Here is a 13546-nt window from a genome sequence, read left to right on the forward strand (position 1 = left end):
CCTAGAAAAATACCTTAAAACGCTATGTCAGAGATGGCAATCATATGGCAGCCCTCCACTTCCAATCCGATAACCTCAACTCAACCCAACGCTTGCAACCCGCTGTGAACTCTGTAGAGGTTTTAATTCCCATTGCAGCCCATCCACCGTCAATGTCTTCAGTTAGGGGTCGTCTCAGGAAACGGAAAATATAGCACGCTAAGGATTTTCACTCCGACTTCTTTTAACGATATCCAACACGGTATTTTTGCTTAGATTGACCAGCCGACCGACTTGTCGATAAGAGTGTCCAGCAGACACCAACTCCAACACTTTAGGTGCCAGACGATCTGACTTGGTACGTTGACCAGGACGACGACCAAACACAACGCCACGCGCTTGTGCCGCTGCTACACCAGAGCGCACACGTTCACGTAGTAAATCTCCCTCAAACTCTGCTAATGCAGACATCACAGAAGCCATGAGCTTTCCCTGAGATGTGGAAAGGTCAAACTGCAAACCTGTTTGTGCCACCAGAGATACCCCGAAATGCCCAAGATTGTTGACGCTCACTTAATATTGACCAGCGATGCTCGTTGAATATTGACCAGGCATTTAAGCAATGTAGCGTACTACACTGCTGTGGATAAATCGATCAATTGCTGTTGCTTTTTCTTCACTGATCGACGGTTAAAATAACTCTCCTTTCTCTGCTTCTCGTTTCTTTATACGCTGCTTGGCTTCCTCCGTGCTTTGCTTAAAACGATAGGATTCATTACCCGTTTCGATGATATGGCAATGATGAGTCAGTCGATCCAGCAGTGCAGTCGTCAACTTAGCATCACCAAATACATTGCTCCATTCCGAGAAGCTCAAGTTCGTCGTAATGATAGGGGTCGTCTCAGGAAACGGAAAATATAGCACGCTAAGGTTTTTCAATTGCGCGCAATGGCCTAAATTTTCCACCACCTATCTTGGCTTTGCTTCGCCATAGATAATCCCCAGTTAAATTGATGTGCTCCCACCCCAGCGGTGACAGATATTGCAGCAAGGTATCATCGACTGTGCGACCATGCCCTCGTAGGGCGTTAGTCGCTCTCTCTAAATAAACCGTGTTCCACAATACAATGGCGGCGGTCACTAGATTCAAGCCACTGGCTCGATAACGCTGTTGCTCAAAGCTTCGATCTCGAATCTCACCCAATCGATAAAAGAAAACGGCGCGCGCTAATGCATTACGGGCTTCACCTTTATTTAATCCAGCTTGAACCCGACGGCGTAGTTCTACGCTTTGCAACCAATCCAAGATAAACAGTGTGCGCTCAATACGCCCCAGCTCTCGTAATGCCAATGCCAAACCATTCTGTCGTGGATAACTACCGAGTTTACGTAGCATTAGCGACGCTGTGACAGTCCCTTGCTTGATTGATGCGGCCAGACGCAAAATATCGTCCCAATGAGTACGAATCTGTTTGATATTCAGTGTGCCGCCAATCATGGGTTTAAGTGCGGCATAGTCTATGTCTGACTTTGGAATATAGAGTTTCGTATCGCCCAGATCACGAATTCGTGGTGCAAATCGAAACCCTAGCATGTGCATGAGTGCAAAAACATGGTCGGTGAATCCAGCCGTATCGGTGTAGTGTTCCTCGATGCGTAAATCAGACTCGTGATACAGCAGCCCATCAAGAACATAGGTTGAATCACGAACGCCCACATTGATCAGCTTACTGCTAAATGGTGCGTATTGATCAGAAATGTGTGTATAAAATAACCTTCCAGGCTCTGCGCCATATTTTGGATTGATATGTCCTGTACTTTCAGCTCTGCCACCTGCGCGGAAGCGTTGGCCATCTGATGAGGAGGTAGTGCCATCTCCCCAGTTTTCAGCGAAAGGTTGTTTCAATTGAGCATTCACCAATTCGGCCAATGCCGTTGAATAAGTTTCATCACGGATATGCCAAGCCTGTAGCCATGAGAGTTTGGCATAAGTTGTACCAGGACATGATTCGGCCATTTTCGTCAGCCCTAAATTAATTGCATCAGCCAGTATGGTCGTGAGCAATAACGCTTTATCCTTCGCAGTGTCATCCGTTTTCAAATGAGTGAAGTGTCGAGTAAAGCCTGTCCATTCATCGACCTCCATTAATAATTCGGTGATCTTGATATGTGGTAACAGCATTGCTGTTTGGTCAATTAAAGTTTGGGCTGTATCAGGAGCCACGGCATCGAGAGGTGTTATTTTTAGACCAGATTGATTGATCATCGCATCAGGCAAATCGTTGGTCGCTGCCATGCGATTAATGATTGCTAATTTCTGCTCCAATAGTGAAAGGCGACTTTGCAAATATAGATCACAATCAGTAGTAATGGTTAGAGGTAACTCATTGGACTGTTTTAGCTGATTAAATTTATCAGCAGTCACTAAATACTCATCGAAGTCTTTGAATTGGCGAGAGCCTTGTACCCAGAGATCCCCAGCCCGTAGCGAGTTTTTAAGTTCAGATAACACACATATTTCGTAATAGCGGCGATCAATACCATCATCGGTAAAGACTAGTCTTGCCCACCGTTTTTTGATAAACGCTATTGGAGCATTAGAGGGGATTTTTCGTGTATTATCAACATTCATGCTGCGGAGCAACTCTACAGCGGCAAGCATATCTTTTGCTGCTGGGGCAGCACGCAATTTAAGTATGGCAAGAAGTTCTGGCGCGTAACGGCGTAAAGTTGCATAGCTCTCGCCAATTCGTGGTAAAAAATCAAAGTCTTCGGGTTGCGCCAGTTTTTCTGCCTCAGTAATACTTGCTGCAAAAGCATCCCATGAAATAACAGTTTCGATGGCGGCAAACGGATCACTGCCATTTTGCTTGGCATCTAGCAAGGCTTTCCCGATAAGCCCATACAAACGCACTTTGTCGTTGATCGCTTTACCTGATGATTGAAATTGTTGCTGGTGTTTATTTTTTGCGATAGCAAATAGCTTTCCAATAATGCGATCATGCAGGTCAATAATTTCGTCGGTGATCGTGGCCATACTCTCCACAACGATTGCTACCAAAGTGGCATATCGACGTTGAGATTCAAATCTGGCCAAATCAGCAGGAGTCATTTGCCCACCTTCGCGAGCAATTTTCAGTAAGCGATTTTGATGAACGTGTTTTCCAATGTCTTCAGGTAGATCGATGGCTTGTAAGCACTTCAGCCGCTCAATGTGCTCAAGCATGTACTTTGAGTTTGGTTTAGCTGGTGACTGTCTAAGCCACCCCAATATTGTCAGTTTGCTGCCCTCTTTACGGTTCAGCAAAGCATCTATATTTTGACGATGAGTTTCTGAAAGTGAGCTCGTCAAAGCAGTATAAATTATGCGGTTGGCAGATGTGATTGCTTCTGCGCAAATACTATCAATTGCATTTATAGCTGGCAAAAGGACTGATTTTTGTCGTAAATTTTCAACGAGAGTTGTGGCTAAAATAAGACCTTTATCTGTCTGAAGGGACAAATCCACCATCATATTGACCGATTGCCGATAGTCACTCAAGGTGAATAGTTTGAACCCAAAAACTTTTTTCAATTCGGCAATATGTTCTCGTCTTGTTTGCTCGCGCTGACCATAATCATTCCAGCAGTCCACTGATATACTAAGTTGAGCAGCCATCATGAAAAGTAAGGGTTTGAATGGTTCGTCGTTAATACCCAATATCACTCCAGGGTAACGCATGTAGCAAAGTTGAATTGCAAAGCCTAGCTTGTTGGATGCCCCTCGATGTTGATGGACTATGGATTTATCAGAATCACTCAGAGTGTAATGCTGAAGCATAAAAGCTCTATCATCTGGAATTTCGAACAGGCTTCCCAATTCCGTGGACGACAAAATAGAATGGCGCGGCATGGCTCATTAGTCCCAAATAAACTAAACTATTAAAGGTACATTATTTTGTACCGCCACGCTTAGCTTTGCGCTGCAATTTCGCAAGGAGGTTCAATTGGGACAGAATGCGGCCATTTATTGCCGAGTATCAACGAACGATCAGTCCTGCGAACGACAGGAATATGACCTACGTGCCTACGCCAATCGTTGCGGCTACGATGTTGTCGGTGTTTGGAAAGAAACTGCATCAGGCAGTAAGGATGAGAGATTGCAAAGAAAATACTTGATGACCATGGCGCAATCTCGTGAAATCGATGCCATCTTGGTGACGGAATTGACACGCTGGGGCAGAAGCACCGTGGATCTCGTACAGTCATTACAAGATCTTGGGCATTTCGGGGTATCTCTGGTGGCACAAACAGGTTTGCAGTTTGACCTTTCCACATCTCAGGGAAAGCTCATGGCTTCTGTGATGTCTGCATTAGCAGAGTTTGAGGGAGATTTACTACGTGAACGTGTGCGCTCTGGTGTAGCAGCGGCACAAGCGCGGGGCGTTGTGTTTGGTCGTCGTCCTGGTCAACGTACCAAGTCAGATCGTCTGGCACCTAAAGTGTTGGAGTTGGTGTCTGCTGGACACTCTTATCGACAAGTCGGTCGGCTGGTCAATCTAAGCAAAAATACCGTGTTGGATATCGTTAAAAGAAGTCGGAGTGAAAATCCTTAGCGTGCTATATTTTCCGTTTCCTGAGACGACCCCTAAGTACCTTGGTGGCCTTCGGTCTGCAAGCATTCAAATAAACATCATGCTGTACATCGTTGTTGTTTTGGTCGATAACTGTCCCGAATGATCCAGTACCTAGGATGACGTTATATTCACCAAGCTTAGGTTGGAGTTGAGAGTGGCAGAATAAATTGATAAAAAACACCTTGATATCTTTTACCGCTTGTTCAAAACTTATGATTTAATCAGTTCAAAATTACACAGCAAATACTTATATATTTTTTCCTATTTTTTATTTAAAAAATTATTTATTTTAATATATATTATTGTTTTACAATAATATTTAAATAATCATTCTTCCAATTTTTTTTGATTTAGTGTTATTCCTGCTGTAATAGGTTTAAATCTTTTTGCTGTCTAAAGTTCTTTAAAAACCGATGCCAGAGTTGCTCTTGCCCACGCAGTAGCATGCCGTGACGTACAATCAGATACCAGCTCACCACCGAAGCTAAGACTAGAATCAACATCACAATTTTGACTAAAACACTGGCATGGCTGATCAGCATCCACACTGACATTTGATCCATTGTTGCTTGCATAACGCTCCCCAATTTTTTAATTGCTGCTTGCTGCAGCGTAGGTATTTATAAAAGTGGGCTGTGCTTTGCTACACCAGCCCATATACTGAATTAACATTTAGTCCAAGTGCAGGGCTTGTGCTATTTTTTCCCAAGGAACGTACTTAAAGTTCTGATTAGTTTCTGGCATACGTTTGCGTCCGTCTTGTACCACCAGCATGCCTTGTTTCCACTTACCACCAAAATCTTGAGAACTTACATCCAAACCGTCGGTTTCTGAGACGGCATCAATCCCTTTTTCGGTGTTAATCCCTACTCGGAATGCGCCCCGAACTGTATACGGTGCTTTGCTATCCACAACCACAAAACTGTCATTGCCTTGACTAGATACCACTAGGTAACTTTTGTCTTTTGCGTGATAAAGTCCCATGCCTTCAATGTCGTCATATAAGACATCCCCCACAGCAAGTACTTGCTGCATCGGTAACTGGGTCTTTGGATTAAGATCTTTAACCCATACTGCAACATCTTCTTCACCTAAGAAAATACGTCCTGTGGCATCGTTGCTGCCTCTTTAAAATTTCGACACTCTGCTGCGACACAAAAGATACGTATCATTTCCAATTTGTTCTGCATGTCCAATCCTGTGTTATGGTAATTATTCCGTAAATAGGAATTCTGAAAGATAATATTATTCATTTATTATACCTAACAAGGCTGTAATACTTAATCCATCAAATATGATTGACTGAACCGTACCGGGTTTGTCGGAGACTCAATATTCTGAGAGACTATTCCGATGAAAAAACCAAACTATACCCCCGAAATTAGAGAAAGAGCGGTTCAATTACTAATTGAATCTGAAAAAGATTATCCTTCTACTTGGGCAGCAATCACAGCTATTGCTCCTAAAATCGGTTGTACTCCTGAAACATTGCGTGTTTGGTATTTAAAGCATATGGATCAACTAAATCCTGCCAAAGTACAACAGATATCTGACCAAGAAAAAATGAAGCAAATGGAACGTGAAATTAAAGAATTAAAGCGTGCCAATGAAATTCTACGTAAAGCAGCCGCTTTTTTCGCCCAGGCGGAGCTCGACCGCCCTCACAAATAATGGTGGATTTTATCCATAATAAAGAGCTGTACGGAGTCGAGGCGATTTGTAGAATTTTACCGATCGCCCCTTCAACCTATTATCGGACTCTAGATCTCTGTGATGAGAAGCATTGCACGATCGAGGCATGCCAAAGAATGTGATTCATCATTCCGATAGAAGTGTTCAATATCTTTCTATTCGCTATACCAATCGTTTTGAAGCAGCAAATTTACGAGCATCAGTCGGTACAACGGGTGATTCATACGATAATGCTTTGGCTGAAACGGTGAATGGCTTATACAAAACAGAGGTGATTGAATATCTAAAAGCAGATTGACACGGTTTAGCAGAGGTACAAATGTGACAGTAAATTAGATAGATTGGTTCAATATAAAGCATGTAAATAGTTATATTCGTTTATTTACCCTGTTTTGGATATTGACCCAAGTAAATGATGAGATTAAGCCATTAAATAAAGTAGCCCAACTTGAATAGAAAGCCTCTGACAAACATCATAGGGTTGAAGTGCTGCCTTTCATTCAAAATTTCAGGCAGCACACTCATACATTTAAACGTCGGTTTAAGCTGGTAGTTTACTCGCCAAAACATCTACTTTTTCAATAGACGGTGGCTCTGAAAATAGCTCTTCGGCCTGAGCCATCAACGCAGCTGCAACCTTGCCAGATAAATGTGCTTGGCGACCCGCCTCATCAGGGAATGCATCAAAAACACCAAATGTTGTAGGTCCAAGACGTAGGCCAAACCACGCAACTGTCGCAGGTTCTTCCATTACAATAGGTAAACCGGCTTTAAGGAAAGCTTCCACTTCATCTTCTTTACCCGGTTTAGCTTCAAGACGGACATATAAAGCTGTTTTAAGCATGACTAAAACTCCACAATTGATTAGAATTCAAACTGATTCTGACATTGCTAATGTATGCATGTCAGAAAGTTTTGTTGTATAAGAGTTAAAAAAAATTCCCATAGCTGAGCCAAAATTTAGGTTCTTATTTCGACATAATGCTATGAATTTATTCAAGTTAACCCCATTAACATTTGAACCAAAAAATTAAGATATGAGATTATTAAATTCAATCTTAGTTATATAAGGATCAATTGACTCTACCTTAGATTTATAAGCTGACCTCTTCATCTGGAAATTATATTGCTCAAGAAGCACTCAAGAACAACATTGTACATCCGCATATCTATGAAAGTTATTTAGCTAGGAATTTGCTGTGGAACTCTATATGTTTCTCTATAAAGCTCGCAATGAAGTAATAGCTATGGTCATACCCTTCTCTTAGGTTAAGTGTAAGAGGATATTCTTGTTCCAAACAAATATTACTAAGAAGCTTAGGCCTTAGCTGTTCTTCAAGAAAATCATCAGCTGTTCCCTGATCGACTAAAATAGGTAAATGAACTTCAGCGTTTTTGATTAATTCAATCGCATCATAGCTTTTCCATAAAGTTTCGGTTTCACCTAGGTAGTGTGTAAAAGCCTTTTTCCCCCAAGGTACTTGGCTAGGTGCAACAATTGGTGCAAAACCAGAAATACTTTTATACAGCTTAGGATTTTTTAACCCAATGACTAATGCACCATGACCACCCATGCTATGCCCCATAATGCTTTGGACTTGATTGGTCGGAAAATTTTGGTCAATCAGATTTCTGAGCTCTTCCACAATATAATCATACATCTTGAAATGCTGTGACCAGGGTGCTTGTGTTGCATTCACATAGAATCCTGCGCCTTGGCCTAAATCATAATCTGCATGATCTGGTACATCTTCTCCACGTGGGCTGGTATCTGGTGCAACAATAATGACTTTATGTTCAGCCGCATACTTTTGTGCTCCGGCTTTAGTAATAAAGTTCTGTTCGTTGCAAGTCAGTCCTGATAACCAATATAAAACTGGCAACCGCTCATCTTTGTCATGAGGTGGCAGATATATTGAGAATTTCATTGAACAGTTTAATGCTATTGACTGATGGCGATACACTTCTTGCGATCCACCAAAAGAAGCATGTTTCTCAATTATTTCCATAATCAATTACCTATGTTGAGCAAGACTGCATGAGAAATCGAGTAAACAAAGAGTCTGACATTCTCCACAGAGAATAGTGATTAAGATTTAAAATGTAGGCAGGTTTGTTGAACCTATACACGATGCCTACACAGATAGATCGGTTTTACAGATAATGTGCCGTTTTAGAGGATTCCATGCATGTCATTCATGATGCACATGCATGGAAAACTATAAGGTCTGACGGAATTATTCGTAATGAATTACAGTACGAATTGACTTACCTTCATGCATTAGATCAAAGGCTTCATTGATCTGATCCAAGCCCATCGTATGTGTCACAAATGGTTCTAATTGAATTTTACCTTTCATGGCATCTTCAACCATTCCTGGAAGTTGCGTACGACCTTTTACGCCACCAAAGGCAGAACCTAGCCATTTACGACCAGTAACCAGTTGGAATGGACGGGTAGAGATTTCCTGACCTGCGCCAGCTACACCAATAATTACGGATTGTCCCCAGCCACGGTGTGCACTTTCAAGAGCTGCACGCATCACATTCACGTTGCCAATACATTCAAATGAATGATCTACACCCCAACCAGTCATTTCGACAATGACTTGCTGGATTGGTTTGTCGTAGTCTTTAGGGTTTAAGAAGTCCGTTGCACCAAACTCTTTTGCCAGCGCAAATTTATCTGGATTCATGTCAACCACAATAATACGTCCTGCTTTAGCTTGACGTGCGGCTTGTACGACTGCCAGACCAATACCACCTAAACCAAAGACCGCAACACTATCACCTTCTTGTACTTTAGCCGTGTTGTGTACTGCACCGATACCCGTTGTGACACCACAACCCAGTAAGCAGACATGTTCGTGATTGGCTTCAGGATTGATTTTAGCCAATGATACTTCTGCCACTACCGTGTATTCACTGAACGTTGAGCAGCCCATATAGTGGTAAATCGGTTGACCATTATAGGAAAAACGAGTGGTACCATCTGGCATTACGCCTCTACCTTGAGTTTCGCGAACGGAAATACACAAGTTCGATTTTCCAGATTTACAGAATACGCACTCGCCACATTCAGCGGTGTAAAGTGGAATTACATGATCACCTGGTTTGACGCTAGTCACGCCTTCACCAACCTCAACTACGACACCAGCACCTTCATGCCCGAGAATAGCCGGAAAAACACCTTCAGGATCATCGCCAGATAAAGTAAATGCGTCTGTATGACACACACCGGTATGGGAGATCTTGATTAATACTTCACCTTTCTTCGGTGGTGCAACATCAACTTCAACAATTTGAAGAGGTTGACCAGGAGCAAACGCAACGGCAGCACGTGACTTCATGGAATAATTCCTTATACAGATCTATTTTAAATATGATTTTAGAATCTTGGCGATTTCAGCCAATTCTTCTTTTCGTTGTTGTTCTGTGGTTTCACCTGATACTAAAGTGTCCTTTAAATGAACCTCCAGCATTTCATTCATTAAACCATTAATAGCACCACGCACAGAGCATATTTGTTGCAGAATTGCACCACATTCCACATTGTCTTCTAACGCTTTTTCAATCGCTTGCGTCTGACCTTTGATCCTTCTGACGCGTAGAAGAATCTTTTTTTTGTCTTCAACCTGATTAGGCATCAGACCTCCTTATTTGCTAGCTTTTATACTATAGTACCCCATAGTATAAAAAAAGCAATATTTTTTATAAATCGAAAATCAAAAAGCTCTTTAGCGAAAATTTTCTATCCCTGTTTTTAGTTTTTTTTAAATTAACATCGTAGAGCTGATGGGCTTTGTTGCACAAAGATTTGTAATGCAAAGCGCCCCTAATTGAGCCAAATTTAAGGCGTAACTTGGGTAAGTGGGCGACCTAATTCCGTAAATCTGTTAAGGACTGCTACACGTGCATGGATCTCATTCACTTGGCTATCAAAACTCCTTGCACTGAGTTTATCTCCTAATAATTTGATGCAATGCATCTTAGTTTCAACCAAACTTCGACGATGATAGCCTGACCATTTTTTCCATAGTGTCCTGCCTAAACGTTTAATTGTTCGAAGTAATTCATTTCGCTCTAGCGAGCTACTCTTTGTATCTTTCCATGGTTTCGCATTTTTTCTAGGTGGAATCACCGCATGCGCTTGCCGATCTGCAATGACCTGACGGCATTGCTTGGTGTCATAAGCTCCATCGGTATAAACAGAGTTAATCTGCTCATCTTGTGGAATCTGATTAAGTAAATCACCAAGCACCTGTGAATCACTGACATTATTGGTTGTAAGCTGAACTGCTCGTATTTGTAGGGTTTTAGCATCTATAACAATATGAAGTTTACGCCATTGGCGACGATATTCAGGTCCATGTTTCTTGCGTTTCCATTCGCCCTCACCTAGAAACTTCATGCCTGTAGAGTCCATGAGTAGATGCAGCCCATCGCTACTTTTTTGGTAGCTGATTACAATATCAATATGCTTTTGTCTTCTACAAAGCGTGGTGTAATCTGGAGCTATCCAATTTAATCCGCAAAGTTTAATCAGACTTTGCACAAAGCCAGTGACCATACGTAAAGACAGACGGAATAAGGATTTAATCATTAAGCAGCATTGGATGGCTGCGTCGGAGTAGGTTTGATTTCGCCCTTGTTTGCCTTTTGATGGCGCATACCATTGCGTAGCAGGATCAAACCAAATGGCAATATTTCCGCGACTCATGAGTGCTCGGTTATATGCGGGCCAATTGGTTGTGCGGTAGATTTTGTGTGTAGGCTTCTTCATTTGAAAATTATATCGCTGAAAAACCCTTTACAGATAGGTTTGTGCAACAAAGCCTTCCGGAACATAAAACAATAACGATAAGTTCTAGCACTAGGATTATTAGGTAGACAGCCCTACCTAGCACCAAACACGAAAAAGCCCGACAAGATGTCGGGCTTTTTTATTTAATATTATTTTTAAAAAATACTTGCAAACAGGGTAATGAATTGATCAAATATGAATTCAGTCCAAGGATTGAGGACAAGGTAACTTAATATGATTAAACCTCAAGACATTCTAGTTCTCGTAAAACTGATCTCTATTGAGAACCAGCATCAGATATTCAAAGATTACTATTCAGAAGCACAACTTGAGTGGGATAAATTAGAAGATGAGCAGTTAGATATCTTTTTAAAATTAAGTGCTTTTTATGATTCTTTATCAATCAGAGGGTTGGCTGAAGCAGTAGTTATTAGTAAAAGTGAGGTTTCAGAATCTTTAAAGCGTTTAATCAAGATAGGGCTATTGATCGTAACCTCTAATTCACCATTTAAGCGATTAGAGCTAGTAGAAATGCAATGGAAAACCAATAGAAGAGCTCTCTTAGACCTAATTATTTACAGTTTTCAATACTTTTTCCATACAGAAGTTGGTGCTATTGATATTGGTATTCCTACTGTTTTCAATAATAAAAAACTTTCAGATCATTTATCGTATTCTTCTTCATTACCTTATATTTGGCCCGCTCAAAGCTATCAATCAATTTCAGGATTAGCAGTTGAACCATTATATAAATCTGTACCATATGCAGCGTTAGATGATAATTTCCTGTATGAAGTTTTTGCTCTTATTGATGTGTTTAGAATAGGTTCCCCAAGGGAAAAGAAAATAGCTGAAAAGCTATTACGTGAGTATCTACAATGAATAATGCTTTAACACAAATGAAGATGCTAGAGCAGGTTGTAAGTGCTTTAAGCGAGGATCTTATCAAAGACCTAGTATTTATTGGAGGGTGCACTACTAGCCTGTTTTTAGATCCAGAAAATTTATCTTTATCAACTAGATACACTCAAGATGTTGATTTAATTGTAGATATAAAGACTACAACCCAATGGTATGAGTTAGATGAGAAAGTCAGAAAACTAGGGTTTAAAAATTATCAAAGTTCAGATCCATTTGAAAAGAACACGGACTTCACTTGTCGCTACCAACTAGGGGAAGATCTAATTGTAGACTTTATGCCCACTGATGAAAAAATTTTAGGCTTCTCTAATTCTTGGTATCTAGAAGCTTATAAGAAAAAAGTAGAGTATAAGCTAGAAAATAATTTAATTATCAATACCTTAATGCCTGAATATTTCTTAGCAACCAAGTTTGAAGCATTACATGGCCGTAAAGAAGATCCCTTATATAGCAAAGACTTAGAAGATATCATCACAATTTGCTTGGGACGATCCTCCTTAGTTGAAGAAGTCTATAATGCTCCAACAGAACTCAAAGATTACTTATCTGACCAATTTAAAAAACTCACTGAATTAACTGATTTTGAAATCATAATGGAAGATCAATGTAGATTTGGCTCAAGAGAAAGAGCTTTACAAGTAATTCAAGCGATCATAAAACAATGGCCAAAAGCATATTAATAAACTCCTTTTCCTTATGTCAGAATCTTAGCGCACCAGAAAAATTTGGAATCGATGCTGTAGGGAACCTTACTGATAATGAAAATCTATATTTTTGTTACGTAGTGGATGGTCATGGGGGATGTAAAAACAGCGACATACTAGTTAAAAATTTTCAGGCTTATGTGCTTTCTTTGAAGGACGTCTTTGCTCAATTAAATAATACTACACAAGATATACATGATTTTTTTGAACGTCTAACAGAGAATTTTTATATAGAACATCGGGGAAAATTGCGACCTGCAGCAATGAGTATTTTGATGGTTATTTTTAGTCAGACTCAAATTTATTCAGCACATTTGGGTGATTGCAAACTTGGGAAAATCAATAATGAGCAACAAATCAGTTGGATTACTTATCCTCATAATTTAGCGATGAGCTTAAATAATCAAACAGATCCCCAAAGTATCGAAATGATACTTAGGTCTTCTTCAAATGATAATATTGTCACCAAGTCATTTAATACAAAAAAGTTAAAACCCTTGAGCTTTAAGACCTTAGATATTGAAAAAAAATCCACATATATTCTAGCATCCGATGGATTTTGGAAGCTTTCAGAAAATGATATAAAAACAATAATTTATAGCAAAAATTTATCCGAAGTATCTTCATTATTTGATGATATTTCTCTATGGGTTATATCATTCATTTAACATAAAATCTCATATACCCAATTCGGATGTTAAAATCAAATAAACCTAATTTTTATAAGCAGATACTCGCTATGAACCGTACCGGGTTTGTCGGAGAATTTTTATTTAAGTTAGGCCACCTGACCTAACGGGTTAATCTTATCATTGTACATTGCTTCAAAC

The 13546-nt window shown here is 40.4% G+C and carries 11 protein-coding genes, 5 pseudogenes and 1 other annotated feature; of the genes and pseudogenes, 5 read left to right on the forward strand and 11 right to left on the reverse strand.

Annotation, left to right across the window (positions count from 1 at the left end):
- Positions 1-198: 198 nt before the first annotated feature.
- The 3 genes and pseudogenes from TOL5_RS22060 to TOL5_RS22070 all read right to left on the reverse strand — a co-directional run.
- Positions 199-549: pseudogene (locus TOL5_RS22060) on the reverse strand (recombinase family protein); the annotation flags it as partial.
- A 120-nt stretch (positions 550-669) separates the two neighbouring features.
- Positions 670-888 (reverse strand): annotated as a pseudogene (locus tag TOL5_RS22065) (ATP-binding protein); the annotation flags it as partial.
- A gap of 16 nt (positions 889-904) precedes the next feature.
- A complete protein-coding gene (locus TOL5_RS22070; protein WP_004726714.1) occupies positions 905-3871 on the reverse strand; it encodes a Tn3-like element ISAcsp1 family transposase in 2967 nt (988 codons plus the stop codon).
- 94 nt (positions 3872-3965) lie between these two features.
- On the opposite strand from TOL5_RS22070, the gene TOL5_RS22075 reads away from it, so the two are divergent.
- Complete coding sequence (locus tag TOL5_RS22075) at positions 3966-4574, forward strand: recombinase family protein (protein ID WP_004726718.1); 609 nt, start codon at positions 3966-3968, stop codon at positions 4572-4574.
- Positions 4575-4951: 377 nt separating this feature from the next.
- Here the strand turns inward: TOL5_RS22075 and TOL5_RS22080 are convergent, their stop codons facing one another.
- The 3 genes and pseudogenes from TOL5_RS22080 to TOL5_RS22090 form a co-directional block, all read right to left on the reverse strand.
- On the reverse strand, positions 4952-5170 hold the full coding sequence (locus TOL5_RS22080; protein ID WP_227560949.1) for a hypothetical protein: 219 nt from the start codon (positions 5168-5170) through the stop codon (positions 4952-4954).
- Positions 5171-5267: 97 nt separating this feature from the next.
- Positions 5268-5714, reverse strand: a pseudogene (locus TOL5_RS22085) (phytase); the annotation flags it as partial.
- Positions 5711-5785 (reverse strand): annotated as a pseudogene (locus tag TOL5_RS22090) (LysR family transcriptional regulator); the annotation flags it as partial. The pseudogenes TOL5_RS22085 and TOL5_RS22090, both read right to left, overlap by 4 nt.
- A gap of 163 nt (positions 5786-5948) precedes the next feature.
- Between TOL5_RS22090 and TOL5_RS22095 the strand changes: the two are divergent.
- Positions 5949-6743: pseudogene (locus TOL5_RS22095) on the forward strand (hypothetical protein).
- Positions 6224-6337 (forward strand) — a sequence feature (AL1L pseudoknot). It overlaps the preceding pseudogene by 114 nt.
- A gap of 85 nt (positions 6744-6828) precedes the next feature.
- Here the strand turns inward: TOL5_RS22095 and TOL5_RS22100 are convergent.
- From TOL5_RS22100 to TOL5_RS22120, 5 genes are all read right to left on the reverse strand, one after another.
- Positions 6829-7131 carry a putative quinol monooxygenase gene (locus TOL5_RS22100; protein WP_199980969.1) on the reverse strand — a complete coding sequence of 101 codons (303 nt, stop codon included), beginning with the start codon at positions 7129-7131 and terminating at the stop codon, positions 6829-6831.
- A 334-nt stretch (positions 7132-7465) separates the two neighbouring features.
- Entirely contained in the window at positions 7466-8296 is an 831-nt protein-coding gene (gene fghA, locus TOL5_RS22105; protein WP_199980970.1) for an S-formylglutathione hydrolase, read from the reverse strand.
- A 228-nt stretch (positions 8297-8524) separates the two neighbouring features.
- Positions 8525-9637 carry an S-(hydroxymethyl)glutathione dehydrogenase/class III alcohol dehydrogenase gene (locus tag TOL5_RS22110; RefSeq protein WP_000842132.1) on the reverse strand — a complete coding sequence of 371 codons (1113 nt, stop codon included), beginning with the start codon at positions 9635-9637 and terminating at the stop codon, positions 8525-8527.
- Positions 9638-9658: 21 nt separating this feature from the next.
- Positions 9659-9934: a metal/formaldehyde-sensitive transcriptional repressor gene (locus TOL5_RS22115; protein ID WP_001133625.1), complete on the reverse strand. Its 276-nt coding sequence runs from the start codon at positions 9932-9934 to the stop codon at positions 9659-9661.
- Positions 9935-10137: 203 nt separating this feature from the next.
- Positions 10138-11070: an IS5-like element ISAba12 family transposase gene (locus TOL5_RS22120; protein ID WP_199980986.1), complete on the reverse strand. Its 933-nt coding sequence runs from the start codon at positions 11068-11070 to the stop codon at positions 10138-10140.
- Positions 11071-11325: 255 nt separating this feature from the next.
- On the opposite strand from TOL5_RS22120, the gene TOL5_RS22125 reads away from it, so the two are divergent.
- From TOL5_RS22125 to TOL5_RS22135, 3 genes are read left to right on the forward strand one after another with little or no spacing between them, the layout of a single operon-like run.
- The gene (locus TOL5_RS22125; RefSeq protein ID WP_086393400.1) at positions 11326-11973 is read left to right on the forward strand and encodes a MarR family transcriptional regulator; all 648 of its coding nucleotides are present in this window, start codon (positions 11326-11328) and stop codon (positions 11971-11973) included.
- The gene (locus TOL5_RS22130; RefSeq protein WP_199980978.1) at positions 11970-12692 is read left to right on the forward strand and encodes a hypothetical protein; all 723 of its coding nucleotides are present in this window, start codon (positions 11970-11972) and stop codon (positions 12690-12692) included. Before TOL5_RS22125 ends, TOL5_RS22130 begins: the two co-directional genes overlap by 4 nt.
- Positions 12674-13384 (forward strand): serine/threonine protein phosphatase, encoded by a 711-nt coding sequence (locus TOL5_RS22135; protein ID WP_199980979.1) that lies wholly within the window; start codon positions 12674-12676, stop codon positions 13382-13384. Before TOL5_RS22130 ends, TOL5_RS22135 begins: the two co-directional genes overlap by 19 nt.
- The last annotated feature ends 162 nt before the right edge of the window (positions 13385-13546 follow it).

The organism is Acinetobacter sp. Tol 5, assembly GCF_019702905.1.
GTDB lineage: Bacteria > Pseudomonadota > Gammaproteobacteria > Pseudomonadales > Moraxellaceae > Acinetobacter > Acinetobacter bereziniae.

Coding starts and splice junctions, on each gene's coding strand:
- fghA (WP_199980970.1), bottom strand. CDS start 8,296: ATGGAAATAATTGAGAAACATGCTTCTTTTGGTGGATCGCAAGAAGTG.
- TOL5_RS22120 (WP_199980986.1), bottom strand. CDS start 11,070: ATGAAGAAGCCTACACACAAAATCTACCGCACAACCAATTGGCCCGCA.
- TOL5_RS22125 (WP_086393400.1), top strand. CDS start 11,326: ATGATTAAACCTCAAGACATTCTAGTTCTCGTAAAACTGATCTCTATT.
- TOL5_RS22135 (WP_199980979.1), top strand. CDS start 12,674: ATGGCCAAAAGCATATTAATAAACTCCTTTTCCTTATGTCAGAATCTT.
- TOL5_RS22115 (WP_001133625.1), bottom strand. CDS start 9,934: ATGCCTAATCAGGTTGAAGACAAAAAAAAGATTCTTCTACGCGTCAGA.
- TOL5_RS22110 (WP_000842132.1), bottom strand. CDS start 9,637: ATGAAGTCACGTGCTGCCGTTGCGTTTGCTCCTGGTCAACCTCTTCAA.
- TOL5_RS22130 (WP_199980978.1), top strand. CDS start 11,970: ATGAATAATGCTTTAACACAAATGAAGATGCTAGAGCAGGTTGTAAGT.
- TOL5_RS22080 (WP_227560949.1), bottom strand. CDS start 5,170: ATGCAAGCAACAATGGATCAAATGTCAGTGTGGATGCTGATCAGCCAT.
- TOL5_RS22100 (WP_199980969.1), bottom strand. CDS start 7,131: ATGCTTAAAACAGCTTTATATGTCCGTCTTGAAGCTAAACCGGGTAAA.
- TOL5_RS22070 (WP_004726714.1), bottom strand. CDS start 3,871: ATGCCGCGCCATTCTATTTTGTCGTCCACGGAATTGGGAAGCCTGTTC.